The sequence below is a fragment of the Pseudomonas sp. GW823-FHT02E01 genome, assembly GCF_058797535.1.
Window position 1 is genome coordinate 625639 of the sequence record NZ_JBXAJS010000001.1, and the last position, 25419, is coordinate 651057.

Sequence of the window (25419 nt, forward strand, 5' to 3'; positions counted from 1 at the left end):
GCTTGCTCGCGATGAGGCCGGCACATCCAACACCCATGTCGCCTGATAGGCCGCCATCGCGAGCAAGCTCGCTCCCACCGGATCGCGGCCAGACGCAAATCCCGGGAACGCCTAATAAACCTGTGGGAACGAGCTTGCTCGCGATGAGGCCGGCACATCCAACACCCATGTCGCCTGATAGGCCGCCATCGCGAGCAAGCTCGCTCCCACAGGGGATCAAACACCCACAACGGAAGGGGCAGTTTCAAATTGGTCGGCTAGTCCATTCGGACGAGGCGACTCGCGCGCTGCAGCCATAACCTGTCTCTACAACAATAAAACCGTGTCGAGACTCATCATGCGCAAAACGACTTGTGCTCTGTTCATCATCCTCTGTGCGGGTGCTTCCACCAGTCTGTGCCAGCTGTTCAAGAACGAAGCCTACCGACCGACCACGGCTTACTTCAGCTGTTCGAGCTCGGCCATCAACTGCTACCCGCCTGTGGTGCGCAATCTGCTGCCTTGAGCACGGTTTCCACCGGCCATAAAAAAACCACCGGATCGGTGGTTTTTTCGTTGCCGCATTAATCAGGTCGGCAGTACACCCCTGGCCCGCGACAGGGTCAGCGCCAGGTCTTCGATCATGTCTTCCTGGCCACCCACAGTTCCGCGTCGGCCCAGCTCCACCAGCAGTTCGCGAGCAGCGATGCCGTACTTCTGCTCGGCACGCTTGGCGAACAACAGGAACGAGCTGTAGACCCCGGCGTAACCCAGGGTCAGGGCATCGCGGTCGAGGCGGATCGGCTGGTCCATCATCGGCACCACCAGGTCTTCGGCCACATCCATGATCTTGTACAGGTCGACGCCACTGTTGACGCCCATGCGCTCCAGCACCGCGACGAACACTTCCAGCGGCGTATTGCCCGCCCCCGCGCCAAGACCAGCGACCGAGCCGTCGATCCGTGCAGCACCGGCCTCGATGGCAGCCAGGGAGTTGGCGATGGCCATGCCCATATTGTGGTGACCGTGGAAACCGACTTCGGTCCCGGCGTTCAGCCCCGCACGCAGGGCCCCGATCTTTTGCGTCACTTCATCGGGCAGCATGTAGCCGGCCGAGTCAGTGCAATAGATGCAATTGGCGCCGTAGCTTTCCATCAACCGCGCCTGCTCCAGCAGTTTTTCCGGGCTGACCATGTGCGCCATCATCAGGAAGCCAACGGTGTCCAGGCCCATCTTCGCCGACATGCCGATGTGCTGGCCGGACACGTCCGCCTCGGTGCAGTGGGTCGCCACACGAATGGTCGACACGCCGTGTTCGTGGGCCATTTTCAGGTGGTCGAGGGTACCGATCCCCGGCAACAACAGAGCCGAAACCTTGGCCTGTTTCATCTTCGGAATCACCGCAGAGAAGTATTCCTCGTCGCTGTGGGCCGGGAAACCGTAGTTCAGCGAAGCACCGCCCAGACCATCGCCGTGGGTGATTTCGATCAGCGGCACACCGGCCGCATCGAGACCGGTGGCCACCGAGACCATTTGTTCGATACTGATCTGGTGCTGTTTGGCGTGCATGCCGTCGCGCAGGCTCATGTCATGCAGACGGACGCTCTTATCTTGCAAATTCATAGCGATTCTCCACTCAACGGGCAGGCAATTGCAGGGTGCCCTTGTGGGCTTCTTCGGCGAACATCTCGGCCGTGCGCAAACCGGCGGCGGTCATGATGTCGAGGTTGCCGGCGGACTTGGGCAGGAAATCGCCGAGGCCTTCGACCTCGATGAAAATCGACACCTTGCGCCCGTCGAACACCGGCCCGTTGATCAGCTTGTAGCCGGGCACATAGCGCTGCACTTCACGGACCATCTCCAGCACCGAGGTGCGGATTGCATCCTGGTTCGGCTCGTCATCGGTCAGGCAATGGATGGTGTCGCGCATCATCAGCGGCGGCTCGGCCGGGTTGATCACGATGATCGCCTTGCCGCGTCGGGCGCCGCCGATCTTCTCCACCGCACCAGCGGTGGTGCGGGTGAACTCGTCGATGTTCTGCCGCGTGCCCGGGCCCACCGAACCGGAGGACACCGTCGCGACGATCTCGCCGTAGCTCACCGGCTGCACCCGCGACACCGCCGCCACCATCGGGATGGTCGCCTGGCCACCGCAGGTGACCATGTTGACGTTCATCGCCAGGCTCGACGCGTGCTCCTTGAGGTTGACCGGCGGCACGCAGTACGGACCGATGGCCGCCGGCGTGAGGTCGATCATGATCACCCCGAGTTCGTTGAGCTTGCGGCTGTTTTCCGCGTGTACGTAAGCCGAGGTGGCATCGAAGGCAATGCGAATGTCATCGTCGAGGACGTGAGGCAGCAAGCCATCGACACCGCCGGCGGTGGTTTTGATGCCCATTTCCCGAGCACGTTTCAGGCCTTCGGATTCAGGGTCGACACCAACCATCCACACCGGCTCGATCCATTGCGATCGGCACATTTTCATCAGCAGATCGGTGCCGATGTTGCCCGGGCCGATAATGGCCGCTCTGAGTTTTTTGCTCATGGGGGTCAAACTCCAAAAGTCAGGCGCAGAAAGACACCCGGGCACTGCCCAGGCCATCAATGGTCAGTTCAAAACGGTCGCCGGCACGGGCCGGTTCCAGCGGTACCAGCGAGCCGGACAGGATGATTTCCCCGGCCTTGAACGGAATGCCGAAGGCGCCCAGGGTATTGGCCAGCCAGGCCACCGCCGTCAACGGGTTGCCCTGCACCGCCGAACCCAGGCCTTCACTCAGGGGCTCTGCGTTTTTGAACACACGCATGCGCAAATTCGGCAGGTCCAGTTCGCGCGGATCCACCTTGCTGTCGCCCAACACAAACACTCCGCAAGAAGCGTTGTCTGCGACCGTGTCCTGGATGCGGATGCGCCAGTCGTGAATCCGCGAGTCGACGATCTCGAAGCACGGCATCACGTATTCGGTGGCGGCCAGCACGTCGGCTTCGGTGATGCCGGGGCCGACCAGGTCATGCTTGAGCTTGAAGGCGATCTCGCCCTCGGCACGGGGTTGTATCAGTTTGTTGGCGGACAGGGAAATTTGCGCATCGTCATCGAACGACATCTGTCGCGTGATGAAGCCGAAATCCGGCTGATGCACGTTGAGCATCTGCTGCACTGCCGCCGAGGTCACGCCGATTTTCTTGCCGACGATCTGGTCACCGGCCGCCACCCGACGCTCAATGGCGTACAGGGAAATGTGATAGGCGTCTTCGATGCTGATCGACGGCCAGCGTTCGGTCAGCGGCGCCAGGGTGGAGCCGCTGAGCAGCGCCTGATAAAGCTCTTCGCCGAACTCACGGCGCAATTGCACGCTCATCCACGGGCCTCCTGAAAAAACGCCAGGCACTGGCGGTTGAAAAAGTCACGGTGCTCGACCTGGACCCAATGCCCGCACTCGCTGAGCATCACGAAACGTATTTGGGTGCAGTGTTCAAGCATGGTCTGGGCACCGGAGGACGGGCAGAACTTGTCGTTCATGCCCCAGAAACCGAGGATCGGGCACTGCAATTCACCCAGGCGCGACGTCATGTTCGGCACCTGCATGGTCGACAGCACGCACACCGGTTGCTGCTTAACCACGGCGACGCGCTCGTTCACCGTTTCGTCGCTGATCAGGGTTTCGTCGAACAGTTGCAGGGCCAGCAGGCGACGCATGCCCGCCGCATCGTTCAGCTCACCCTTGGCGAAAGCCGCGCCCATTTTCTGGATGCCGTCCATCTGCAGGTAATACTGTTCTTTTTCCATCAGGCCACCGGGCGCCATCAGCACCAGACGGCTGATACGCTGCGGTTGGTCGAGGGCCAGTTTGATCGCGATCGCGCCGCCCAGGGAATTGCCGACCAGCACGCAACGCTGGATGTCGAGGGCATCGAGCAAACCGCTGAGGGCGGCGACAAAAAAGTCCAGGGTGTAGAGGGTGTCGGGCTTGTCTGAAGCGCCGTAGCCGGGCAAATCCGGGACGATCACCCGGTAACCAGCTTCGGCGAACAGCGGGTAGTTCTGCTTGAAGTTGCTGTGACCGCTGGCACCCGGTCCGCTGCCATGGATGAAAATCACCGGCTCGCCGTTGCCGATGTCTCTGTAGTGCAGCTGCAAACCATCCGGCAGCGTAACGAAGTGCCCTTGCGCTGAAGCGCCCATAAGGTGTCCTCCCGGCCTGTTGTTGTCGCCGGATTATTCCGAGGGCCCGGACAATCAACATCGTCCGACAGGACTACGCACCTGCACTGTGTAGGAGCGAGCTCGCTCGCGATGATCGCCAACGATGACGCTGGATACCTGACACCCCGCGGTGCTCTCAGGTCCATCGCGAGCAGGCTCGCTCCTACAGACAATCTCTAGTCCCTTTGGACGTTGGCCTGCCGGGGTTGCAGACCTAGCATCGGTTACATTCCCGAGCGACAGAACGAGACACCCCATGCTTGATCCAATGGACTTTCGCGGCAAAGTGGTACTGGTCACCGGAGGTGGCAAAGGTGTGGGTCGCGGCATCAGCCAGCGCTTTCTGGACTGTGGTGCCGAGGTGGTGATTTGCGGTCGCGAAGCACCACAAACCTTGCCGGCCAGCGCCGGGCGCGAGGCGGTGTTCGTGGCCTGCGACCTGCGGGATGTCGAGCAGTCCGGGCGCTTGATTACGCAGATCGTCGAGCGCTTCGGCCGCCTCGATGTGCTGGTCAACAACGCCGGCGGTTCGCCGAATGCCGACGCCGCCACGGCTTCGCCGCGCTTCAGCGAGGCAATCATCCGCCTGAACCTGATTGCGCCACTGAACCTGTGCCAGCAGGCCAACCAGGTGATGCAGGCCCAGGCCGACGGTGGCGCAATCATCAACATCTGCAGCGTCAGCGCCACCCGCCCTTCCCCCGGCACCGCCGCTTATGGTGCGGCCAAGGCCGGCTTGCTCAACCTGACGACCTCGCTGGCGGTGGAATGGGCGCCCAAGGTGCGGGTCAACGCCGTGACCGCCGGGCTGATTCTCACCGAGCAGGCGGCCATGCATTATGGTGACGACGCGGGCATTGCCAGGGTGGCCGCGACCATTCCGTTGCAACGCCTGGCGACCCCGGAGGATATTGGCGACACCTGCCTGTACCTGGCATCGACATTGGCCCGTTACGTCAGCGGCGCGGACATCGCGGTGCATGGCGCGGGAGAACGCCCGGCATTTCTCGATGCGGCTCAATCCCATCCATAAGAGGACTTTCGACATGCCCGTAGCCAGCCACAGCGTTGTGCTGAACCTCACGCGACAAGCCGCCTGGACCAGACTACGCGACCTGAGCCTTGCCCCGCACTACGTACCAGGCCTGACCGGTTGCCAGTTTCATCCTGGCGCAACGGAAGGTATCGGCGCCAGTCGCCGGGTGTTGCGCAAGGGCGGTCAGTATCTGGATGAAAGCGTGGTGCAGTGGCAGGAAGGCACGGGGTTCGTGCTGCGGTTGCACAAGGGCGGCAATGACTCGCCCTTTCCGTTTCGCCAGGCGAGTTTCAGTTATGCCTTGCAAGCCGAAGGCAACGCGACCCGCATCACTCTGCAAATGAGTTACAGCCTGCGCGGTGGCAAGCTGTTTGAAGGGTTGCTGGCCAAGGCTTTCAACAAGGTCGTTCGGCAGATTGCCGAGAACCTCAAGGCCTACTACGAAACCGGCCGAACGCAGAATCCGGATATGGCTGTCAGCACATCCAATATCAATGCTGCCTGATACACCGCCATCGCGAGCAAGCTCGCTCCCACAGGGGATTAAGGTGTACTCGCAATGCCGGCGTCACCACAAAAACTGTGGGAGCTAGCTTGCTCGCGATGAGGTCGGCACATTCAACATTGATGCTGCCTGACATGCCGCCATCGCGAGCAAGCTCGCTCCCACAGGGGATTGGGGGCTCGCAATGCCGGTGTCACCACAAAAATTGTGGGAGCGAGCTTGCTCGCGATGAGGTCGGCACATTCAACATTGATGTTGCCTGACATGCCGCCTTCGCGAGCAAGCCCGCTCCCACAGGGGATTGGGGTGTGCTCGCAATGCCGGCGTCACCACAAAAACTGTGGGAGCGAGCTTGCTCGCGATGAGGTCGGCACATCCAACATTGATGCTGCCTGACATGCCGCCATCGCGAGCAGGTTCGCGCCTACAGGAGCCACCTCTGGAGTGAGCAACCTTCAGGAACGTGCCACTTCCGAGTGAGCGGTAAAACGGGTGGCGACAATCTTCCATTTTCCGGCGATACGCTGATAACGGTCCTGATAGAACCCACCCAACTGCCGCGTCGCCCCGCTCTCGCCATCCAGGTTGAAATACCACAGGGCCCAACGGCCCTGGGCTTCATCTTCGCTTAGCACATCGATTTCCGGGTTGGCGCCGTGATGCAGGTCGATCACCCGCTCATGGCAGGCCAGTTCGCGGTACAGCGCGACAAAACTGTTGCGCTCACGAAAGATCCCCAACGGGCCGTAATCGATCAGCACTTCACCTTCGGCGAAGCAGTCGGCAATCACCTCGACCTGCTTGAGGTCGCAGGCGTTGAGGTAGCGATGCTTGAGCTGGCGAATATCCTCCAGCGCTTCCAGGCGGGCGATCCGCTGCTCCAGGTTCATGCTGCACCTCGCGTCGTCACATTGACCTCACTCCAGTAGGCTTTCATCGAGCGGACTTTGCCGTCGGTATCGAATTCCATCACGTCGATCACATGCAGCGAGCACGGTTGCCCACCCCACTCCATGTCGACCCGGAACGGCATCGCGCCGCAACCGTTGAGCGTCGCACGCACCGGGCCGGTCTGGGTTGCGGAGACTTTCATCGCCCCCAGTCCTTCACGGTAAAAGCGCGCGATAGCGTCGATGCCCTGCAACGGCGCCTGGCCGACCGGGTCTTCAACGGTGGCGTCTTTGGCATAGAGCGCGAGGATGCCGTCGATGTCGCCGGCATCCACCAATTCCACGTAACGCGCCATTGTCGTCTGGATATGTTGTGCGCTGATCATTCAGACCACCTCGAACAGAGCAGCAGCGCCCATGCCGCCACCGATGCACATGCTCACCACCACGTAACGCAAGCCGCGACGCTGGCCTTCGACCAACGCGTGGCCAACCATCCGCGCCCCGGACATGCCGAACGGATGGCCGATGGCGATCGCCCCGCCGTTGACGTTCAGGCGCTCGGCCGGAATGCCCAGGGTGTCGCGGCAGTACAGCACCTGGCAGGCGAACGCTTCGTTCAACTCCCAGAGGCCGATGTGGTCCATGGTCAGGCCATGACGCTTGAGCAGTTTCGGAATCGCGTAGATCGGACCGATGCCCATCTCGTCGGAATTGCAGCCGGCGACGGCCATGCCGCGATAGATCCCCAGCGGTTCCAGGCCACGTTTCTCGGCCATTTTCGCGCTCATCAACACCGAGGCCGACGCACCGTCGGACAACTGCGAGGCGTTGCCGGCGGTGATGAAACGACCCTTGTCGCTCCACTGACCGCCCGGCCACACTGGCTCCAGCGCCTTCAGGCTCTGGAGAGTGGTGTCGATGCGGTTGCACTCATCGCGCAGCAAGGTGACGGTTTCATAACTGGTTTCGCCGGTGGCCTTGTCGAACAGTGCCTTGCGGCTTGCCAGCGGCGCGAGCTCCCGGTCGAAGCGTCCGGCGCTCTGGGCCTGTGCGGTACGCAGCTGGCTCTGGTAGCTGTATTCGTCCTGCTCGTCGCGGGAGATGCCGTAGCGCGCGGAGACGATCTCGGCGGTTTCGATCATCGGGATGTAGGCGTGCGGGTCCAGCTCGATCACCGAACCCGACTGATTGCGATACAGGTTCTTGTGCTTGTTCTGCACCAGGGAAATCGACTCCAGGCCACCGGCCACGGCGATGTCGATTTCGTCGCACATGATGCCCTTGGCGGCCATGGCGATACTCATCAGGCCCGACGAGCACTGGCGCTCGACGGCCATCCCGGCAACCGATGCCGGCAAGCCACCGGCAATCGCACACAGGCGCCCCAGGTTATAGGACTGCGTACCCTGCTGCGCGGCGGCGCCGATGATCACGTCGTCCACTTCACCCGGTTCGATACCGGCACGGCGCACGGCTTCGCGCACCACATGTCCGCCCAGTTGCGGCGCTTCGGTGTCATTGAACGCACCGCGAAAGGCTTTGCCGATCGGGGTGCGGGCGGTGGAAACGATGACGGCTTCTTTCATGCTGGATTCCTCGAAAATGCTGTTGAAGGTCAGGCCGGGTAATAGCGACTGATGGTGTCGACCACGCAGCCGGGACGCTCCTCGCCATCGATTTCGACGCTGACGCGGATGGTCGCCTGTACGCCGCCCTTCACTTCCTCGACCGCGATCAGTTGCGCACTGCCGCGCACCCGCGAGCCGACGCGCACCACCGAGGGGAAGCGCACCCGCTCACAGCCGTAATTGACACCCATGGCCAGGCCACGGACCTCGACGATCTGCGGCAAGAACAGGTTGACCAGCGACAGGCTCAGGTAGCCGTGGGCAATGCAGGCGCCGAACGGACCGTTGGCAGCCTTGAGCGGATCGACGTGAATCCACTGGTGATCGCCGGTGGCGTCGGCGAAGCGGTCGATGCGGTCCTGTTCCAGCAACAGCCAGTCGCTGGCGCCGAGTGATTCGCCCACGGCGTCGAACAAGGCCATCGGCGTGTCGAAAATACGTGGCATGGTCACGCCCTCTGGCTGGACACCGACAACACTTCGCCGGTCATGTAGGAGCTGTAGTCGCTGGCCAGGAACATCATCACGTTTGCCACTTCCCAGACTTCGGCGGCGCGGCCGAACGCTTCGTTGGCGGCGAGTTGATCGAGCACTGCCTGGGGCGCGGATTTGCGCAGGAAATCGTGCAGGGCAATGCTCGGGCTGACCGCGTTGATGCGGATGCCGTAGTCAGCCGCCTCGACCGCTGCGCAGCGGGTCAGCGCCATCACGCCAGCCTTGGCGGCGGCGTAGTGCGCCTGTTCTTTCTGCGCGCGCCAGCCCAGCACCGAGGCGTTGTTGACGATCACTCCGGCACGCCGCTCCATCATTTTCGGCAGCATGGCGCGGGTCATGCGCATGGTGCCGGTGAGCGTCACGTCGATGACCCGATTCCACTCTTCATCGGCCATGTCCACCAGCAAGCGCGAGCCGCCAAGCCCGGCGTTGTTGATCAACACGTCGACGCCTTGCAGGTCACGCTCGGCGCAGGCGATCAGCTGCTGTACCTGGGCTTCGTCGGCAACGTTGCAGACCTGGCCGAACACGTGTTGCAGCCCGGTGGTTTCGCGGATTTTCAGCACCGCTTCGGCCAACCGGCCTTCATGGATATCGCTGATCATCAGCGCACGGCAGCCTTCTTCGGCGGCACGCACGGCGGCGGAAAAACCGATCCCGGCGCCTGCGGCGGCGGTGATCAGCACCGACTTGCCGCGCAGCAGGCCGCGACCTTCAACATATTGAGGTACAGACATGAACTCTCTCCTTTCAGGTGCGCGGACGCGGCTCTTTGGGCATGCCCAGGGCACGCTCGGCGATGATGTTGCGCTGGATTTCGTTGCTGCCGCCGTAGAGGGTGTCGGCGCGGCTGAACAGGTACAGCGACTGCAAACGGGTCAACTGGTAAGGCGCGGCTTCGAGCAATTCCGCCTCGGCGCCGAGGACGTCCATCGCCAACTTGCCGAGGCTGGCGTGCCAGGTCGACCAGAACAGCTTGTAGATGGTCGCCTCTTTGCGCAGCGAACCGTCCTGGCTACCCGAGAGCATGCGCAGCGAGTTGTAGCGCATGATCCGCAACCCGCTCCAGGCCTCGGCCAGGCGCTGACGCAGGATCGGATCGCGGTCGGCGCCATTGGACTTGGCGATGGCGATGATTTCGTTGAGTTCGTTCTGGAACTGCATCTGCTGGCCGAGGGTCGACACACCCCGCTCGAAGCCCAGCAGTGCCATGGCGATCTTCCAGCCTTCGCCCGGCGCGCCAATGATGTTGGTGGCATCGGTGCGGGCATCGTCGAAGAACACTTCGTTGAATTCCGAGGTGCCGGTGAGTTGCTCGATGGGTCGCACGGTTATTTCTGTCTGGGCCATGGGCACCAGCAGGAACGACAGGCCGCGATGGCCGACGCTACCCGGTTCGGTGCGTGCGATGACAAAGCACCAGTCCGATTCGTGGGCCAGGGAGGTCCAGACTTTCTGGCCATTGATGATCCAACTGCCGGTGGCTTCATCCAGCGTTGCGCGGGTCTTGACGTTGGCCAGGTCGGAACCGGCGCCCGGCTCTGAATAGCCCTGGCACCAGAACGACGTACCGCTGACGATCCCCGGCAAAAAACGCTGTTGCTGTTCGACCGTGCCGAATGCGGCGATGGTCGGCCCGGCCAGGCCTTCGCCGATATGCCCCATGCGGCCGGGGCCGCCGGCGCGGGCGTACTCTTCGTTGAAGATCACCTGCTGGGTGATCGACAGGCCGCGCCCGCCATGCTCCGGCGCCCAGCCGACGCAGGTCCAGCCGCCTTCGGCAAGCTTGCGCTCCCAGGCTTTGCGCTCTTCGGGAAACATGTGCTCATCGCCTGGACCACCGCGAAAACGCAGGGCTTCGAACTCGCCGCAGAGGTTGGCGCACATCCAGTCGGCGACTTCCCGACGGAAGCGTTCGTCCTGCTCGCTGAAACTGATTTTCATGGCTGCTCTCCCAGAATCACCGAAGCAATGCGCTCGCGATGCCAGGCCGGTAGCCCGAGGAAGCTCTCGCTGCCGCGGGCGCGCTTGAAGTAGAGGTGCGGGTCGTATTCCCAGGTGAAACCGACGCCGCCGTGTAGCTGGATTGATTCGGACGCGCAGGAGAAGTAGGTCTCGGAGCACTGCGCCTTGGCCAGCGCCGCCGCCAGCGGCAGTTCGGCCGCGACCTGCGGATCACCCTGGGGATCGAGGACTTCCTGGGCCACGCACGCGGCGTAATAACTGGCCGAACGGGCGCATTCGACTTGCAGCATCATGTCGGCGGCGCGGTGTTTGAGGGCCTGGAAACTGGCAATCGGGCGACCGAACTGCTGGCGTTCCTGCATGTAGGCCACGCTGAGGTCGAGTACCTGCTGCGCGCCGCCGGTCTGCTCGGCAGCCAGGCCGATGCAGGCCAGTTGCAGGACTCGCTCAAGGTGCGACCAGCCGTTCCCGAGCTCACCCAGCAGGCAGTCGGCTTCAAGGTACAGGCCCTTGAGCTGGATCCGCGCCTGGCGCCGGGTCTGGTCCATGGTCGGCAGCATTTGCCGTTCGATACCTGCGCATACGGCGTTCACGGCAAACAGGCTGATGCCCTTTTCGCCAGTGGTTCCGGGTTGCCGTGCGGCAATGATCAACAGGTCAGCGCCATGGCCATCGAGCACATGCTTGAGGGTGCCGTCGAGGACGAACCCGTCGCCCTCAGCCACCACCGTTGCCTGGACATCGTCGGCGGACCAGCCGTTGGCACTGCTGAACGCCAGGGTCGCGGTCACGCTGCCATCGGCAATCGACGGCAACCAGCGCTGCTTCTGTTGATCATTGGCCGCCAGCAACAGCGCAGGGGTGGCCATGCAGGCGGTGGCGAAAAATGGCGAGCACAGCAAGCGCCGGCCCATCTGTTCCAGCAGGATCGTCAGCTCGACAAAGCCGAGGCCCAGGCCCCCATAGGTTTCGGGGATATGAATGGCCGGCCAGTACATTTCCTGGCACAGACGCTGCCAGAGGGCTTCGTCGAAACCCCGTTCGCTGACCATTGCCGCGCGCACGGCGGCAGAATCCGAGACATCGGCGAGGAAACCCTCGGCCGATGCGCGGATCATTTCCTGTTCGTCGCTGAATGCAAACTCCATCGCGGCGCCTTCTGCTCGTTTGGCGGGGCGCGCGTGGCGCAACACCCCTTTGAGCATGAAGTTTGGCGCCGCCCGGACGCGGCAGAATCGTTAGCCTTGCCTAGTCCGAACGGGCGATGTCAAAGTGCGCCTACGCAAGTGAAAAACATGAATCGGCTAAGGATGCAGAACCATGAGCACTGAGCAAGAGACGACTTTCGACGAGCCACGGCTCAGCAGCACGGAAATCCGCATTCTGGGTTCGTTGATCGAGAAACAGGCCACCAGCCCGGAAACCTACCCCCTGACCCTCAATGCCCTGGTGATTGCCTGCAACCAGAAAACCAGCCGCGAGCCAGTGATGAACCTGACGCCGGGCCAGGTCGGTCAGAGCCTGCGCGCCCTCGAAGGACGCGGCTTCGCCAGACTGGTGATGGGCAGCCGCGCCGACCGCTGGGAACACAAGGTCGACAAGGCCCTGGAACTGGTACCGGCGCAGGTCATCCTGACCGGGCTGATGTTTCTGCGCGGCCCGCAGACCGTCAATGAACTGCTAACCCGCAGCGGCCGCATGCATGAATTCGAAGACACCGAACAGGTGGTGCATCAACTCGAACGCCTGATTGCCCGGGGTCTGGCCGTGCTGATTCCGCGTCAGGCCGGCCAACGCGAAGACCGTTACACCCACGCCCTGGGCGACCCGGCGGATATCGAAGCGATCATGGCGGCACGGCAAAACCCGGCCGAGCGTGGCGGCAGCGGGGTTTCGGTTGAACGGATCGAAGAACTGGAAGCGCGAATTGCGGCGCTGGAAGAAAGACTTGCCCGGCTCGAATAACCTGGATGTTTACCTGACACAACACTCCCACAATGGATCGTGGACCGACGGGCATGTGTGATTGACACAATCCCTGTAGGAGCGAGCCTGCTCGCGAAAAACGTTCAGACGACGCGCTCATTCAGACAGCACGCGTTATCGTCGACGTCCATCGCGAGCAGGCTCGCTCCTACAGTGGTTTGACGGTGCGTGTGGTTACTCGCCGTCCCAGTAATCCACCCCGTCCGCCTGCCGGGCCACCGCAACAAAGCCTGACGCATTACCCTCGGCATCCACCTTGAAGTCATCCATCACGGCGTATTTACCGGAATCCGGGTATTCACAGATTTCCGGTGATTGCTGGGTGCTGACGGCCAGATACCGCAACTCGCCGTTACTGGTATTGATGATCTGGTGCGCCTTTTCTGGCCCACCCGGTGGACAGGCGATCACATCACCGGCACGGATTGGAAACCGTTCGGATCCCAGGCGAACCTGCCCTTCCCCGGCCACCACGTAGAACATTTCCTCATTGACCCGATGACTGTGAAACGGACTGCCGCGCATGCCTGGCTCCAGCACATACAGGCGATAACCCAGTTTTTGCGCCCCCAGTTGCTGACCGACAAGGGCCAGGCGCTGTTGATAGCGACCGGCGGTTTCACCGGTCGGCGCAAACGCTTCGGGTAGCGGCTCAAGTTCGACCGAATCCAGATTGAGAATGGGGGGATGCATGGACACCTCCTAGCTGCGGGCAAACGCCACGGCCTTCTGGAATTGCTCGTCCGTCGGCCGTACACCGGTATAGAGCACAAATTGCTCCAGTGCCTGGATCGCGATCACTTCCAGTCCGGTGATGACCCGCTTGCCTTCGGCACGGGCACGCACGATCAGCGGTGTTTCCGAGGGTATCGCCACCACATCGAAGACAGTTTCCGCTTTTTCGATCACATCAGGCTCAAAGGCCAGTTGATCGGCCTCCGGTCCTCCCGTCATGCCGATCGGGGTGACGTTGACCAGCATCTGCGGGCGACGACTCCCCAGTTCGGCCTGCCACTCATACCCCAAAGACTGCGCCAGCGCCTGCCCGGCGCGCTCGTTGCGGGCCACGATCAGGCCGTTTTCATAGCCGCCATCGCGCAAGGCACTCGCCACGGCCTTGGCCATGCCGCCACTGCCGCGCAAGGCAAAGGTCGAGTCCTTGGGCACCTGGTGTTTTTCCAGCAACTGGGCAACGGCGATGTAGTCGGTGTTGTAGGCCTTGAGATGCCCGTCGGTGTTGACGATGGTGTTGATCGATTGAATGGCGGCGGCAGATGCGTCGAGTTCATCCACCAGGGCAATGCAGGCTTCCTTGAACGGCATCGACACGCCACAACCACGAATCCGCAGGGCGCGAATGCCGGCAACAGCACCCGTCAGGTCCTGGCTGGCAAAGGCCTTGTAGTAAAAATTCAAGTCCAGTTGTTCATACAGATGATTGTGAAAACGCAGGCCAAAGTTCCCGGGGCGTCCTGAAAGGGACATGCACAACTGAGTGTCTTTGTTGGGGTTCATCTGCATGGGCAAGCTCCTTCAAATGCACTTTTCGGATGGACGGGATTAGCCCTCCATCGGGTTCTGATCGATCATGTAAGCGTGTTCGCACGGGCCTACACGGGTCGGTAAGAAAGTCGGTACAGACCTTACACAAAATTTACCTCGCGGCCGTGCTGTTTTTCAGAAAAACGCTGTCTTAGAAGTATCCCCGCGACAATCCTTGGGTCTATTGCAGACACAAGCGCCGGGTTGAAGAACCGAGGTACTATCATGATCCGTAAAGTCCCCACAGTAGCCTTGCTGATCGGCACCCTCGCTATCGCAGGTCAGGCGCAAGCCGGGCATGGTAATGACGCGGCGGTATTTGGAGCGATCGTCGGTACTGCCATCGTCGGCTCGGCTCTGATCAACGCCAACCGCCCGGTCTATGTCGCGCCGCAACCGGTCTACTACCAGCCCGCGCCGGTTTATTACGCACCACCGCCTCCGGTTTACTACCAACCGGCCCCGGTCTACGTGCAACAACCGATCTACTACCGTCCGGCCCCGGTTTACTACGGACCACCCCGTGGTTACTACGGCCCGCCACGCGGCTACTACGGCCGACATTACGGTCGCTGGTAACAGACTCAACCGGCCTGATCCACTGTAGGAGCGAGCTTGCTCGCGATGGTCGTTAACGATGCCGTGTGTTTACTGACTAAAACACAGCGATCTTGAGTCCATCGTCGGAACGCCGCCCGGAGCAAGCTCGCTCCTACAGAACCCCTGACCATACCTTTTTATGCCCATTTGTCGGTCAAGGTCTGGATAAATCTCGCCAAGGTCGCTATCGGGACAGTGTCCGTGGCAGAAACAGGCAAGATGGACTTGACCCGATTTCTGCCCCGCGGCACAAAACGGTCATATTTTTGTCATGTCAGTTCCGCAAGCTCGGTGCTGTCCGTCGAAAACAGGTTCATAACAACAAGGACGACCACATGCCAACGCAAAACCCGCACCGCATCGTCGGTCTGTGCACCTCCAGCAAGGTCTACAACGCACTGACCGAACTCAAGCACCTGGAAGGTCATCGCAGCGCCAAGTTTCTCTCGCTGTTGACGCAAAGCCTGGTGCGCAAGGGCCTGCTCAACGAGCAGGAAGTGGTGCATATGCTCGATCAGGTAGTCAGCTGACCGACCAACGGTCGTTTACCCCCTCTGGCATCAATGACCACTATCGAAAACGTTGATTACCCCTCAAGGTACCCGGACCTTAAAGTAACTCCACAGATTGATGGAGGTACTTTTCATGTCCAAGGTTCAGATCATGTCCGTTATCGGCAGCGCCGTCCCCGCACAGCTCAGAGAGCTGGGCATGCTCGCCTGCTGGTACCTGGTGCAGGACGGCGTACAGATCAGCGGCCCGCTCACTTCGCTGCCCGCCGCCCGTGAGCTGTCGCAACGCATCGGCAGCGGCCAGTCCGGCAGGTTCAGCGCCTAAGGCAGCTGCACCCGCGGTTTGGTTTCGATGAAAATGTCCCAGCTCGACATGAACAGGGCCGCGATCAACGGGCCGATGACAAAACCGTTCAGCCCGAAAATCGCCAGGCCGCCCAGGGTCGAGACCAGGATCATGTAGTCCGGCATCCTGGTGTCCTTGCCCACCAGCAATGGCCGGAGCAGGTTGTCCACCAGACCGATCACCAAAACCCCGAACAATACCAGCACCACGCCCTGCCAGATCGCCCCGGTGAGCAGGAAAAACGCCGCCACCGGCACCCAGACTATTCCCGCCCCCACCGCCGGCAGCAACGACAGAAACGCCATCAACACCGCCCAGAGCAACACGCTGGGAACGTCCAGAAACCAGAAAATCAGTCCGCCCAGCGCACCTTGGGTGACGGCCACCAGCAGGTTGCCTTTCACCGTGGCCCGCACCACACGATTGAACTTGAGCTGCAAACGGCGTTTCTGCTGTTCCTGCAACGGCACCGCCGCACGCACCTTGCGCGCCAGTTCCGCACCGTCACGCAGGAAGAAAAACAGCAGGTACAGCATGATGAAAAAGCTGACGATGAACTCGAACGTGCCCTGGCCGAAACTGAACGCCTTAGAGGCCAGCGCCTGCCCGCCGGTCATCGCGCTCTTGACGATTTTCTCGCGCAGCCCGTTCAACTCGCCCATGCCGAAGCGATCCAGCAGATGCTGGAAATACGGCGGCAGGCTGTGCTTGAACTGCGACACATACCCGGCAATGTCGAGTTCGCCGCTCTCGACGCTTTTGTAGAGTGACGCGCCCTCCTGAACCAGCAAGGCGCTGATGATGATCACCGGCAGAATCGCAATCACCAGGCAAATGCTCAATGTGCACAGCGACGTGAGGTTGCGTTGCCAGCCGAACTTCACTTGCAGCCGGCCCTGCAGTGGCGCAAAGAGGATGCCCAGGATCACCGCCCAGAACGCCGCGCCGTAAAACGGCAGCAGGATCCAGATGAAGGCAGCGCTCACCAGCACCAGCAATACCGTCAGCGATTTGTCTTGTGGGTTCGTTTCGTTCATGTCCGATCCGTGCCAGCCAGTCAGGACGAAAAACTTTCGCCTTGATGTTTAGTCCGCCACGGCTCGCGCGAGTGCCATCGGTTTGTTGATCAGGCATAGATCCAGGTCAATAAACCCTTGGCACAGGGCATTTACCCTGTGCGGCTTTTGCGACCGACACCGCCATGAACCTCACCGCGCCAGAACTGCTCGCCCCCGCCGGCACCTTGAAAAACATGCGTTACGCCTTCGCCTACGGCGCCGATGCCGTGTACGCCGGCCAGCCGCGCTATAGCCTGCGGGTGCGCAACAACGAATTCGACCACGCCAACCTGGCCCTCGGCATTCGCGAGGCCCAGGCCCGGGGCAAGCGCTTCTACGTGGTGGTGAACATCGCGCCGCACAACGCCAAGCTCAAGACCTTCCTCAAGGACCTTGAACCGGTGATCGCCATGGCCCCGGATGCGCTGATCATGTCCGACCCCGGCCTGATCATGCTGGTGCGCCGACACTACCCGCAGATGCCGATCCACCTTTCGGTGCAGGCCAATACGGTGAACTGGGCCAGTGTCGAGTTCTGGCAGCAGCAAGGCTTGAGCCGGATCATCCTGTCCCGAGAGCTGTCCCTGGAAGAAATCGCCGAGATCCGCGAGCAAGTGCCGGCCATGGAACTGGAGGTGTTCGTGCACGGCGCATTGTGCATGGCCTATTCCGGTCGTTGCCTGCTGTCGGGCTACATGAACAGGCGCGACGCCAATCAGGGCAGCTGCACCAACGCCTGCCGCTGGAAATACTCGGCGCAACCGGCCACGGAAAACCCGCTCGGCGAGATCGTGCAGCAGTATCAGCCGGAACCCACCCTGGGCATCGGCGCGCCCACCGGGCAGGTGTTCCTGTTGCAGGAAGCCAATCGTCCCGGCGAACAGATGCCCGCCTTCGAAGACGAACACGGCACATACATCATGAACGCCAAGGACCTGCGCGCCGTGCAGCATGTCGAACGCCTGACCCACATGGGCGTGCACTCCCTGAAAATCGAAGGCCGGACCAAATCCCACTTTTATTGCGCGCGCACCACCCAGGTTTATCGCCGGGCCATCGACGATGCGGTGGCGGGCCGGGCCTTCGACCGCGGCCTGATGACCGACCTGGAGTCCCTCGCCCAGCGTGGCTACACCGAAGGTTTTCTGCGCCGGCATGTGCATGACGAATACCAGAACTACCAGAACGGCAGCTCGGTGTCGGAGCGCCAGCAGTTTGTCGGTGAACTGACCGGACAGCGGCGGGATCGCCTGGCCGAGGTCAAGGTGAAAAACCGCTTCGGCCTGGGCGATCACATGGAGCTGATGACGCCCAAGGGCAACTTCCACTTCGATCTGCATCAGTTGCAGAACGCCAAGGGTGAAGCGATCGACGTTGCGCCGGGGGATGGGCATACGGTGTATTTGCCGATACCGGATGCGGTGGATCTGGAGTTTGGGTTGTTGATGCGGGATGTGAGGGGCTGAACATCAGCAACAGTGCCATGTGAACCTGTGGCGAGGGGGCTTGCCCCCGCTGGGGTGCGAAGCAGCCCTAAATCCAGAAGACGCGGTTTTTCTGTACAAGTACTTTCGTCGGGATTACGACGGCTTCGCCGCCGATCGGGGGCAAGCCCCCTCGCCACAAACGCTGCCTTACCCCATTTCTACAGCGATCAATGATTACGCAAATTCCTCGCGGAGCATCGCCACAAACGCCTCACGCGCCGGGTGCACCCCGGCGTTTTCGTGCCAGTAAAACAGGTTATCGACGGCGGTCAGCTCAGGAAACTCAAACCCTGCGCACCCTGCACCTTTGGCGTATTGGTCAAAGATCCCCTTAGGCACCAGCGCAACGCCGGCCCCGGCGCTGACGCAACCGACAATCGCGCCATAACTGGCCAGGCTGACAATCGGCAGCGCCTGCCCCTTGCGCAACAACCAATGCTCCAGCGCCGCCCGGTACGGACAGCCCTGGGGCCACATGAACACGGTCTGGTCCTGCAAATCACTGATGTCCCGCAGCGGCCCCAGGGAGGTCGAGGCGATCAGCAGCAAGTCCTCGCGGTACATCGGCGTGCGCTTGAGATGCGAACGCTCGACATCCACCGCCACGATGGCGCCGTCGAGCTTGTGGTTGAGTGTGTCGTCGAGCAACTGCCCCCAGGAGCCGGTGGTCAGCTCCAGCGCCACCTGCGGGAAACGCTTGTGGAATTTCGCCAGCAGGCGCGGCAATCGCCCGGTGGCCGACGACTCGATGGCTCCGATGCGCAACGGCCCCGAGGGTTCGGCCGAAGGATCGACCGCGCGCTTGGCCTCGGCGGTGAGGGCAAGAATTTTCGAGGCATAGGCCAGGAAGGTTTGCCCCGACGGGCTGATGCGCAGCCCTCGACCCTCACGCAGAAACAGCGCGACACCCAGTTCGGCCTCCAGGGCCTTGATCCGGGCCGTGATGTTCGACGGCACGCAATGCAACAGCTCGGCCGCGCGGGCGATGCTGCCGACATCGGCCACGGTCTTGAACATGCGAATCTGAGCCAGCTCCATACATCACCTATAGTGAACGGTTAGCGCAGTATAAGTCAGTTGTGGCGAACGATCGGCTTTCTGATACTCGGTGCATCCACCCACAGGTGCACGACCATGACGCCGCTCACACCCTCCCCCGTTTCACCCTGGAAAATCATTCTGGCCATGGCGTTTGTCGTGGCGTGCTGGGGCTACTCCCCGACCGGCATCCATATCGGCTTGCAGGCCTATGACCCGGTGCACCTGGCGCTCCTGCGCTTCCTGCTGGCCTCTGTGTTCATGGCCGTGGTCGCGATGTTCAAGGGCATTCGCCTGCCGAGCCTGCGAGATCTGCCCCTGATGTTCGGCTTGGGCTTCTTTGCCGTGAGCCTGCACCACGTGGCGATCAACTTCGGACAGCAGGGTGTCAGCGCTGGCGCTTCGAGCGTCCTGGCCCAGACCACCCCGCTGTTCAGTACGTTGATCGCGCGCTTCGTGTTCAAGGATCAGGTGAGCCTGTGGCGCTGGGGTTGTGTGCTGCTCGGGTTGTTTGGCGTGATGATTGTGGTGGCAGGCGATCATGGCTTGGACAGTATTGATGCCCACGGCTTGCTGATCCTGCTGGCGGCGGTGTCCTGGAGTCTCTACTTTGCCCTGCAAAAGCATCACACCGGGCGATACGACGGGCTGACGCTGGTGTGTTACACGGTGTGGTCCGGGACGGTGCTGTTGCTGGTCTACTTGCCCGGTCTGGCGGATCAAGTCGCCCAGGCGCCGCTGCGCGTGCAGTTTGCGGTGATTGCCCTGGGGATATTCCCCAGTGCCCTGGCGTACCTGGCTTGGGCTTATGTGCTGGCGCATGTCGATTTGAGCCGGGCGACGATGACGCTGTATTTGACGCCGCCGACGGCGATGGTGATTGCGTCCTATGCGCTCGGCGAACGGCCGACGCTGTTGATCGTGGTCGGCGGGTTGGTGGTGTTGGCGAGTGTGCTGGCGTTGAATCTGGAGCGGCGGGTTGTGGTTGTTCAAACTGTCAGGGTCTGACTCAGGTTTTCGCTGTCAGGTCTGGCGCTATCGCGAGCAAGCTCGCTCCCACAGGGGAAATGCGGTGCTCACACAATCGGTGTGGGAGCGTGGCTTGCCCGCGATGAACGATAACGCGGTATCACTGACCATCAGCTGGGCGAAAACCGGTCGCGACTGTTGGTCAGGTGCAGCCACATTGCCGCCCGCGCCGCGTCCGGGTCCTGGCGTTTGATGGCGTTGAGAATCGCCTCGTGCTCCAGGTTGGCCAACTGACCGAGCTTGCTCAAGTCCACCGCACCACGCTCGGCGGCATTGACCCGGGTGCGCGGGATCATCGCACTGCCCAGGTGCTGCATGATTTCCGTGAAACAGACGTTGCCGGTGGCTTCGGCGATCAGCAGATGAAAACGCCGGTCCGCTTCGACACAGCTGTCGTTGTTGGCCAGCAGGTTTTGATAGTCGTCCAGCGCTTCACGCATCTGCGCCAGTTGCAGATCGGTGCGGCGAGTTGCCGCCAGCGCCGCCGCCTGGGTTTCCAGACCCATGCGCAACTCCAGAATACTGCGCACCCCCAACGCCGTATCGACATTCAGCCGCAGCCCCTGCTCCGGAGCGCGCTCGATCACAAACGTGCCAATCCCATGCCGGGTTTCCACCAGCCCCGAGGCCTGTAACTTCGAGATCGCCTCGCGCACCACCGTGCGACTGACCCCGCGCTCCTGAACGATGGTGTTTTCCGACGGCAGCTTGTCGCCGGGCAACATCTGGCCGAGCAGGATGCGCTGGGTCAGTTTCTCCACCAGGTCATGGGCCAGGTTGTGGCTGCGCTTGCGGGCAGGTGCTTCGAGGTCTTCTTGCATGGGCGTGTCCGAAATCAGGGCTATCGAATCGTAGCACCGCGCCGGACGGGAATTCCGAAAAATCTCGCTCAACTTGTATGACAACACTCAACAGAAGCCCATATTTAATCGCTTAAAAGGCCACTCAACACCACCAACAGAATTAAAAACCTCTGAATTGTCGCCATTTCATTGGACAAGCATGGTTGCAACTTCAAAAAACCTAGTTGTATGATGTCTATCAACAACGCAACACCCAGCTTCACCCCGCATAAAAATAACGAGTGGGAGAAAACGCAGTGAATACATCCATCTCCGGGATGCACGACGACGCCGATTCAGCGCTGAAGTCCGCCATCGCCAAAGTCAAAAGACACGTCTTGCCGCTGTTCGTCATCATGTTCATCGTCAATTACATTGATCGCGTGAACATCGGTTTCGTCCGCTCCCACATGGAGCACGACCTGGGCATTGGCGCGGCCGCCTACGGCCTGGGTGCCGGTCTGTTCTTCATCGGTTATGCACTGTTCGAGGTGCCCTCCAACATCCTTCTGCAGAAAGTCGGCGCACGCATCTGGCTGACCCGGATCATGCTGACCTGGGGCCTGGTCGCCGCGGGCATGGCGTTCATCCAGAACGAAACCCACTTCTACATCCTGCGTTTTCTGCTGGGCGTGGCCGAAGCCGGGTTCTTTCCCGGGGTGATCTACTACTTCACCCGCTGGTTGCCCGGCGTGGAGCGAGGCAAGGCGATTGCCATCTTCCTCAGTGGCTCGGCGGTCGCGTCACTGATCTCAGGCCCCCTGTCCGGTTTGCTCCTGCAAATCGAAGGACTGGGCCTGCACGGCTGGCAGTGGATGTACTTCATCGAGGGCATGTTTTCGGTGGGGTTGTGCGTGTTCGTCTGGTTCTGGCTGGACTCCAGGCCCCACGACGCCAAATGGCTGAGCCGCGAAGAGCAGGACGCACTGGTCAAGGCCATCGACGACGAACAACTGGCCCGGGAAGCCGCCACGCCCATCAAGCCGTCGCTGGGCAAACTGCTCAAGGATCGCCAGATCATCCTGTTCTGCCTGATTTACTTCTTTATCCAGCTGACCATCTACGCCGCGACCTTCTGGCTGCCGAGCATCATCAAGAAGATGGGCGATCTGAGCGATGTCCAGGTCGGGCTGTTCAACTCGATTCCGTGGTTGCTGTCGATTGTCGGCATGTACGCCTTCGCTTCCTTGTCGGCCAAATGGAAACACCAGCAAGCCTGGGTCGCCACTGCCCTGCTGATCGCCGCGGCCGGGATGTTCATGTCCACCACCGGCGGGCCGGTCTTCGCCTTTGTCGCCATCTGCTTTGCAGCACTGGGCTTCAAATCGGCCTCGTCGCTGTTCTGGCCGATTCCCCAGGCCTATCTGGATGCGCGCATTGCCGCTGGCGTCATCGCGTTGATCAACTCGGTGGGCAACCTCGGCGGCTTCGTTGCGCCGACCACTTTCGGCCTGCTGGAAGAACGCACCGGTTCCATTCAGGGCGGGCTGTACGGCCTGGCCGCGACTTCAATCATCGCCGCCATCATCGTGTTTGCTGCCCGTAACACACCGAAACCCGCACCTGCCGTGGCGCTGGGCAAACCCGCTCCCGACCACGCCTGAATTCTGCTTTTTAAGGATTGGAAAATGAACCCACAAGACACCGCAAAAGCCCCGGTCATCACCAGCATGCAAGTGGTTCCGGTCGCCGGCCACGATGGCATGCTGCTCAACCTGAGCGGCGCCCACGGCCCGTTTTTCACCCGCAACATCGTGATCCTCAAGGACAACGCCGGCCACACCGGCGTTGGCGAAGTGCCGGGGGGCGAGCGCATTCGCCAGACCCTCGAAGACGCGCGCAGCCTGGTGGTCGGCAGCCCGATTGGCACTTATCAGAAAATCCTTAATCAGGTACGCCAGACCTTCGCCGACCGCGATGCCGGTGGCCGTGGTTTGCAGACCTTCGATCTGCGCATCACCATTCACGCCGTCACCGGCCTGGAAGCCGCATTGCTCGATTTGCTCGGCCAGCACCTGGACGTACCGGTGGCCGCCCTGCTCGGCGAAGGCCAGCAGCGCGATGAAGTGAAGATGCTCGGCTATCTGTTTTACGTCGGTGATCGCAACGAAACCGACCTCGCCTACCGCAGCGAACCGGACGCCGACAACGACTGGTTCCGCGTGCGGCACGAGAAAGCCATGACCGCCGATGCGGTGGTCCGCCTGGCCGAGGCGGCTCACGCGCGTTATGGCTTCAAGGACTTCAAGCTCAAGGGCGGCGTGCTCAGCGGCGACGCCGAAATCGAAGCGGTCACGGCCCTCGCCGAACGCTTCCCCGATGCGCGCATCACCCTCGACCCGAATGGCGCCTGGTCACTGAAAGAAGCCATCCGCCTGTGCCGCGATCAGCACCACGTGCTGGCCTACGCCGAAGACCCGTGCGGGGCAGAAAACGGTTACTCGGGTCGAGAAGTCATGACCGAATTCCGTCGCGCCACGGGTTTGAAAACCGCGACCAACATGATCGCCACCGACTGGCGGGAGATGGGCCATGCGATCCAGTTGCAGTCGGTCGATATTCCACTGGCCGACCCGCACTTCTGGACGATGCAGGGTTCGGTGCGCGTGGCGCAGATGTGCCACGAATGGGGCCTGACCTGGGGTTCGCACTCTAACAACCACTTCGACATTTCCCTGGCGATGTTCACCCATGTCGCGGCAGCCGCGCCGGGCGAGATCACCGCCATCGACACCCACTGGATCTGGCAGGACGGCCAGCGCCTGACCAAGGCCCCGCTGCAAATCGTCGACGGCTGCGTGCAGGTGCCGCAGAAACCGGGGCTGGGGGTCGAACTGGATATGGATCAGGTCGCCAAGGCTCACGAGCTGTACAAAGGCATGGGCCTGGGGGCGCGGGATGACAGCGTGGCGATGCAGTTCCTGATTCCCGGCTGGAAGTTCGACAACAAGCGGCCTTGCCTGGTGCGTTGAATCGCCAAGCGCGTTGAATCAAGGGTTGCGCGTGGCCGCCTGATGGCGGCCGATTTTAAAAAGCGCTCGGAGCATGGCGCTTGAGCCCCTAAAATGACGCGCAACTGAATCAACGACGGATAAAACCAATATGGACAGGCTGAAAACCATCGCCGCTGGCGTGGCGATATTCGCCGCGGCCCAGTGCGTTGCACAGGATCAAGTCGAGACAGTGGTGAACGCCGCTGTACAACCGGTAATGCAGGCCGAGGGTATCCACGGCATGGCCGTGGCGATCACCGTCAACGGCCAGGCGCATTACTTCAACTATGGCGTCGCCTCGATAGAAACCGGTAATCCCGTCACACAGGACACCCTGTTCGAAATCGGCTCAGTCAGCAAAACCTTCACCGCCACCCTCGCCGCCTACGCCCAAGCCACCGGCAAGCTGTCCCTGACCGACAAGGCCAGCCAGGTCCTGCCGGCCTTGCGCGGCAGTGCTTTCGACCACATCAGTGTGCTGCAACTGGGCACCTACAGCGCTGGCGGTTTACCCCTGCAATTTCCTGCTGAATCTGATTCGGCCGACAAAATGCTCGGCTACTACAAACAATGGAAACCGCTCTACGCCCCCGGCAGCCACCGACTGTATTCGAACCCCAGTCTGGGCCTGTTCGGCTACCTCACCGCCCACAGCATGGGCCAGCCGTTTGATGACCTGATGGAGAAGACCCTGCTGCCAAAACTCGGCTTGCGGCACACCTATGTGCATGTGCCGCAGGATCAGATGGCGCTCTACGCCCAGGGCTACAACAAGGACGGCAAACCGGTACGGGTGGGTCCGGGCGCGCTGAATTCCGAGGCGTATGGGGTGAAGACCAGCGCCGCAGACTTGCTGAGCTATGTCGGCGCGAACATGAAACTGGCGTCCCTGGAAAAGCCGTTGCAGCAGGCCATCGCCTTGACTCACAGCGGTTACTACACCGTAGGCGATATGACCCAGGGCCTGGGCTGGGAGATGTATCGATACCCGATCACACTGGATCGCTTGCTGGACGGCAACTCCACGCCAATGGCCATGCAAGCCCATGAAGTCCAGTGGCTGAACCCGCCGCAGGCGCAGCCGCAGAACGTGCTGATCAACAAGACAGGTTCAACCGGTGGCTTTGGTGCTTATGTGGCGTACGTGCCTTCGAAGGACATCGGCATCGTGATGCTGGCCAACAAGAATTATCCCAATGCGCAGCGGGTCAGGATCGCTCATCAGATACTGAGTGCCCTTGCCCGATAGTTGCTGATCCATCTGTGGGAGCGAGCTTGCTCCGGG

Annotated in this window: 28 protein-coding genes; 12 read left to right on the forward strand and 16 right to left on the reverse strand. The window is 61.5% G+C overall.

Annotation, left to right across the window (positions count from 1 at the left end; genetic code table 11):
* Window positions 1–337 precede the first annotated feature (337 nt).
* On the forward strand, window positions 338–505 hold the full coding sequence (locus AC1RDQ_RS02815; RefSeq protein WP_167362873.1) for a hypothetical protein: 168 nt from the start codon (window positions 338–340) through the stop codon (window positions 503–505).
* Window positions 506–567: 62 nt separating this feature from the next.
* Here AC1RDQ_RS02815 and dmpG read toward each other — a convergent pair whose 3' ends face one another.
* The 4 genes from dmpG to AC1RDQ_RS02835 are packed head-to-tail and all read right to left on the reverse strand — an operon-like array spanning window position 568 to window position 4159.
* The gene (dmpG, locus tag AC1RDQ_RS02820) at window positions 568–1602 is read right to left on the reverse strand and encodes a 4-hydroxy-2-oxovalerate aldolase (RefSeq protein ID WP_154861407.1); all 1035 of its coding nucleotides are present in this window, start codon (window positions 1600–1602) and stop codon (window positions 568–570) included.
* A 13-nt stretch (window positions 1603–1615) separates the two neighbouring features.
* The gene (locus AC1RDQ_RS02825) at window positions 1616–2524 is read right to left on the reverse strand and encodes an acetaldehyde dehydrogenase (acetylating) (protein ID WP_090456759.1); all 909 of its coding nucleotides are present in this window, start codon (window positions 2522–2524) and stop codon (window positions 1616–1618) included.
* Window positions 2525–2543: 19 nt separating this feature from the next.
* The gene (locus AC1RDQ_RS02830) at window positions 2544–3335 is read right to left on the reverse strand and encodes a fumarylacetoacetate hydrolase family protein (RefSeq protein WP_057714049.1); all 792 of its coding nucleotides are present in this window, start codon (window positions 3333–3335) and stop codon (window positions 2544–2546) included.
* Window positions 3332–4159, reverse strand: a complete 828-nt coding sequence (locus AC1RDQ_RS02835; RefSeq protein ID WP_492586222.1) for an alpha/beta fold hydrolase — start codon at window positions 4157–4159, stop codon at window positions 3332–3334. The genes AC1RDQ_RS02830 and AC1RDQ_RS02835 overlap by 4 nt, the downstream gene beginning before the upstream one ends.
* A gap of 277 nt (window positions 4160–4436) precedes the next feature.
* Here AC1RDQ_RS02835 and AC1RDQ_RS02840 point away from each other — a divergent pair, with 277 nt between their 5' ends.
* Entirely contained in the window at window positions 4437–5213 is a 777-nt protein-coding gene (locus tag AC1RDQ_RS02840; RefSeq protein WP_090456762.1) for an SDR family oxidoreductase, read from the forward strand.
* 13 nt (window positions 5214–5226) lie between these two features.
* Window positions 5227–5721, forward strand: coding sequence for an SRPBCC family protein (locus AC1RDQ_RS02845; RefSeq protein WP_492586224.1), 495 nt, complete (start codon window positions 5227–5229; stop codon window positions 5719–5721).
* Window positions 5722–6176: 455 nt separating this feature from the next.
* Here the strand turns inward: AC1RDQ_RS02845 and AC1RDQ_RS02850 are convergent, their stop codons facing one another.
* Genes AC1RDQ_RS02850 through AC1RDQ_RS02880 form a run of 7 tightly spaced genes read right to left on the reverse strand, consistent with a single transcriptional unit; the run spans window position 6177 to window position 11849 of the window.
* Entirely contained in the window at window positions 6177–6611 is a 435-nt protein-coding gene (locus tag AC1RDQ_RS02850; RefSeq protein ID WP_492586226.1) for a nuclear transport factor 2 family protein, read from the reverse strand.
* On the reverse strand, window positions 6608–6997 hold the full coding sequence (locus AC1RDQ_RS02855; RefSeq protein WP_090456768.1) for a steroid Delta-isomerase: 390 nt from the start codon (window positions 6995–6997) through the stop codon (window positions 6608–6610). Before AC1RDQ_RS02855 ends, AC1RDQ_RS02850 begins: the two co-directional genes overlap by 4 nt.
* On the reverse strand, window positions 6998–8200 hold the full coding sequence (locus AC1RDQ_RS02860) for an acetyl-CoA C-acyltransferase (RefSeq protein ID WP_492586228.1): 1203 nt from the start codon (window positions 8198–8200) through the stop codon (window positions 6998–7000).
* 29 nt (window positions 8201–8229) lie between these two features.
* Complete coding sequence (locus AC1RDQ_RS02865) at window positions 8230–8688, reverse strand: MaoC family dehydratase (protein WP_102671858.1); 459 nt, start codon at window positions 8686–8688, stop codon at window positions 8230–8232.
* A 2-nt stretch (window positions 8689–8690) separates the two neighbouring features.
* Window positions 8691–9473, reverse strand: coding sequence for an SDR family oxidoreductase (locus tag AC1RDQ_RS02870; RefSeq protein ID WP_057714041.1), 783 nt, complete (start codon window positions 9471–9473; stop codon window positions 8691–8693).
* A gap of 13 nt (window positions 9474–9486) precedes the next feature.
* Complete coding sequence (locus AC1RDQ_RS02875) at window positions 9487–10680, reverse strand: acyl-CoA dehydrogenase family protein (RefSeq protein WP_492586230.1); 1194 nt, start codon at window positions 10678–10680, stop codon at window positions 9487–9489.
* A complete protein-coding gene (locus tag AC1RDQ_RS02880) occupies window positions 10677–11849 on the reverse strand; it encodes an acyl-CoA dehydrogenase family protein (RefSeq protein ID WP_492586232.1) in 1173 nt (390 codons plus the stop codon). Before AC1RDQ_RS02880 ends, AC1RDQ_RS02875 begins: the two co-directional genes overlap by 4 nt.
* Before the next feature lie 172 nt (window positions 11850–12021).
* Between AC1RDQ_RS02880 and AC1RDQ_RS02885 the strand changes: the two genes are divergently transcribed.
* Window positions 12022–12666, forward strand: coding sequence for a YceH family protein (locus AC1RDQ_RS02885; protein ID WP_057714038.1), 645 nt, complete (start codon window positions 12022–12024; stop codon window positions 12664–12666).
* Window positions 12667–12861: 195 nt separating this feature from the next.
* Here AC1RDQ_RS02885 and AC1RDQ_RS02890 read toward each other — a convergent pair whose 3' ends face one another.
* A complete protein-coding gene (locus AC1RDQ_RS02890) occupies window positions 12862–13380 on the reverse strand; it encodes a cupin domain-containing protein (RefSeq protein ID WP_057714037.1) in 519 nt (172 codons plus the stop codon).
* Window positions 13381–13389: 9 nt separating this feature from the next.
* Window positions 13390–14208: a shikimate 5-dehydrogenase gene (locus AC1RDQ_RS02895; RefSeq protein ID WP_154861415.1), complete on the reverse strand. Its 819-nt coding sequence runs from the start codon at window positions 14206–14208 to the stop codon at window positions 13390–13392.
* Window positions 14209–14454: 246 nt separating this feature from the next.
* Between AC1RDQ_RS02895 and AC1RDQ_RS02900 the strand changes: the two genes are divergently transcribed.
* The 3 genes from AC1RDQ_RS02900 (at window position 14455) to AC1RDQ_RS02910 (ending at window position 15666) form a co-directional block, all read left to right on the forward strand.
* Window positions 14455–14808 (forward strand): hypothetical protein, encoded by a 354-nt coding sequence (locus tag AC1RDQ_RS02900; protein WP_057714035.1) that lies wholly within the window; start codon window positions 14455–14457, stop codon window positions 14806–14808.
* A gap of 356 nt (window positions 14809–15164) precedes the next feature.
* On the forward strand, window positions 15165–15359 hold the full coding sequence (locus tag AC1RDQ_RS02905; protein WP_008052996.1) for a hypothetical protein: 195 nt from the start codon (window positions 15165–15167) through the stop codon (window positions 15357–15359).
* Window positions 15360–15474: 115 nt separating this feature from the next.
* Window positions 15475–15666 carry a hypothetical protein gene (locus AC1RDQ_RS02910; RefSeq protein WP_057714034.1) on the forward strand — a complete coding sequence of 64 codons (192 nt, stop codon included), beginning with the start codon at window positions 15475–15477 and terminating at the stop codon, window positions 15664–15666.
* Here the strand turns inward: AC1RDQ_RS02910 and AC1RDQ_RS02915 are convergent.
* The gene (locus tag AC1RDQ_RS02915; protein WP_489338926.1) at window positions 15663–16724 is read right to left on the reverse strand and encodes an AI-2E family transporter; all 1062 of its coding nucleotides are present in this window, start codon (window positions 16722–16724) and stop codon (window positions 15663–15665) included. The genes AC1RDQ_RS02910 and AC1RDQ_RS02915 overlap by 4 nt on opposite strands.
* Before the next feature lie 164 nt (window positions 16725–16888).
* Here AC1RDQ_RS02915 and trhP point away from each other — a divergent pair, with 164 nt between their 5' ends.
* Window positions 16889–18211, forward strand: coding sequence for a prephenate-dependent tRNA uridine(34) hydroxylase TrhP (trhP, locus tag AC1RDQ_RS02920; RefSeq protein ID WP_407515711.1), 1323 nt, complete (start codon window positions 16889–16891; stop codon window positions 18209–18211).
* Window positions 18212–18406: 195 nt separating this feature from the next.
* Here the strand turns inward: trhP and AC1RDQ_RS02925 are convergent, their stop codons facing one another.
* Entirely contained in the window at window positions 18407–19270 is an 864-nt protein-coding gene (locus tag AC1RDQ_RS02925; protein WP_090456785.1) for a LysR family transcriptional regulator, read from the reverse strand.
* A 96-nt stretch (window positions 19271–19366) separates the two neighbouring features.
* Here AC1RDQ_RS02925 and AC1RDQ_RS02930 point away from each other — a divergent pair, with 96 nt between their 5' ends.
* Window positions 19367–20278, forward strand: a complete 912-nt coding sequence (locus AC1RDQ_RS02930; protein ID WP_492586234.1) for a DMT family transporter — start codon at window positions 19367–19369, stop codon at window positions 20276–20278.
* 131 nt (window positions 20279–20409) lie between these two features.
* Here AC1RDQ_RS02930 and AC1RDQ_RS02935 read toward each other — a convergent pair whose 3' ends face one another.
* Window positions 20410–21120 carry a FadR/GntR family transcriptional regulator gene (locus tag AC1RDQ_RS02935; RefSeq protein WP_492586236.1) on the reverse strand — a complete coding sequence of 237 codons (711 nt, stop codon included), beginning with the start codon at window positions 21118–21120 and terminating at the stop codon, window positions 20410–20412.
* 278 nt (window positions 21121–21398) lie between these two features.
* On the opposite strand from AC1RDQ_RS02935, the gene AC1RDQ_RS02940 reads away from it, so the two are divergent.
* The 3 genes from AC1RDQ_RS02940 (at window position 21399) to ampC (ending at window position 25383) form a co-directional block, all read left to right on the forward strand.
* The gene (locus AC1RDQ_RS02940; RefSeq protein ID WP_492586238.1) at window positions 21399–22745 is read left to right on the forward strand and encodes an MFS transporter; all 1347 of its coding nucleotides are present in this window, start codon (window positions 21399–21401) and stop codon (window positions 22743–22745) included.
* A 24-nt stretch (window positions 22746–22769) separates the two neighbouring features.
* Window positions 22770–24113: a glucarate dehydratase gene (gudD, locus tag AC1RDQ_RS02945; RefSeq protein WP_492586240.1), complete on the forward strand. Its 1344-nt coding sequence runs from the start codon at window positions 22770–22772 to the stop codon at window positions 24111–24113.
* 130 nt (window positions 24114–24243) lie between these two features.
* Window positions 24244–25383 (forward strand): class C beta-lactamase, encoded by a 1140-nt coding sequence (ampC, locus tag AC1RDQ_RS02950; protein WP_492586242.1) that lies wholly within the window; start codon window positions 24244–24246, stop codon window positions 25381–25383.
* Window positions 25384–25419 lie beyond the last annotated feature (36 nt).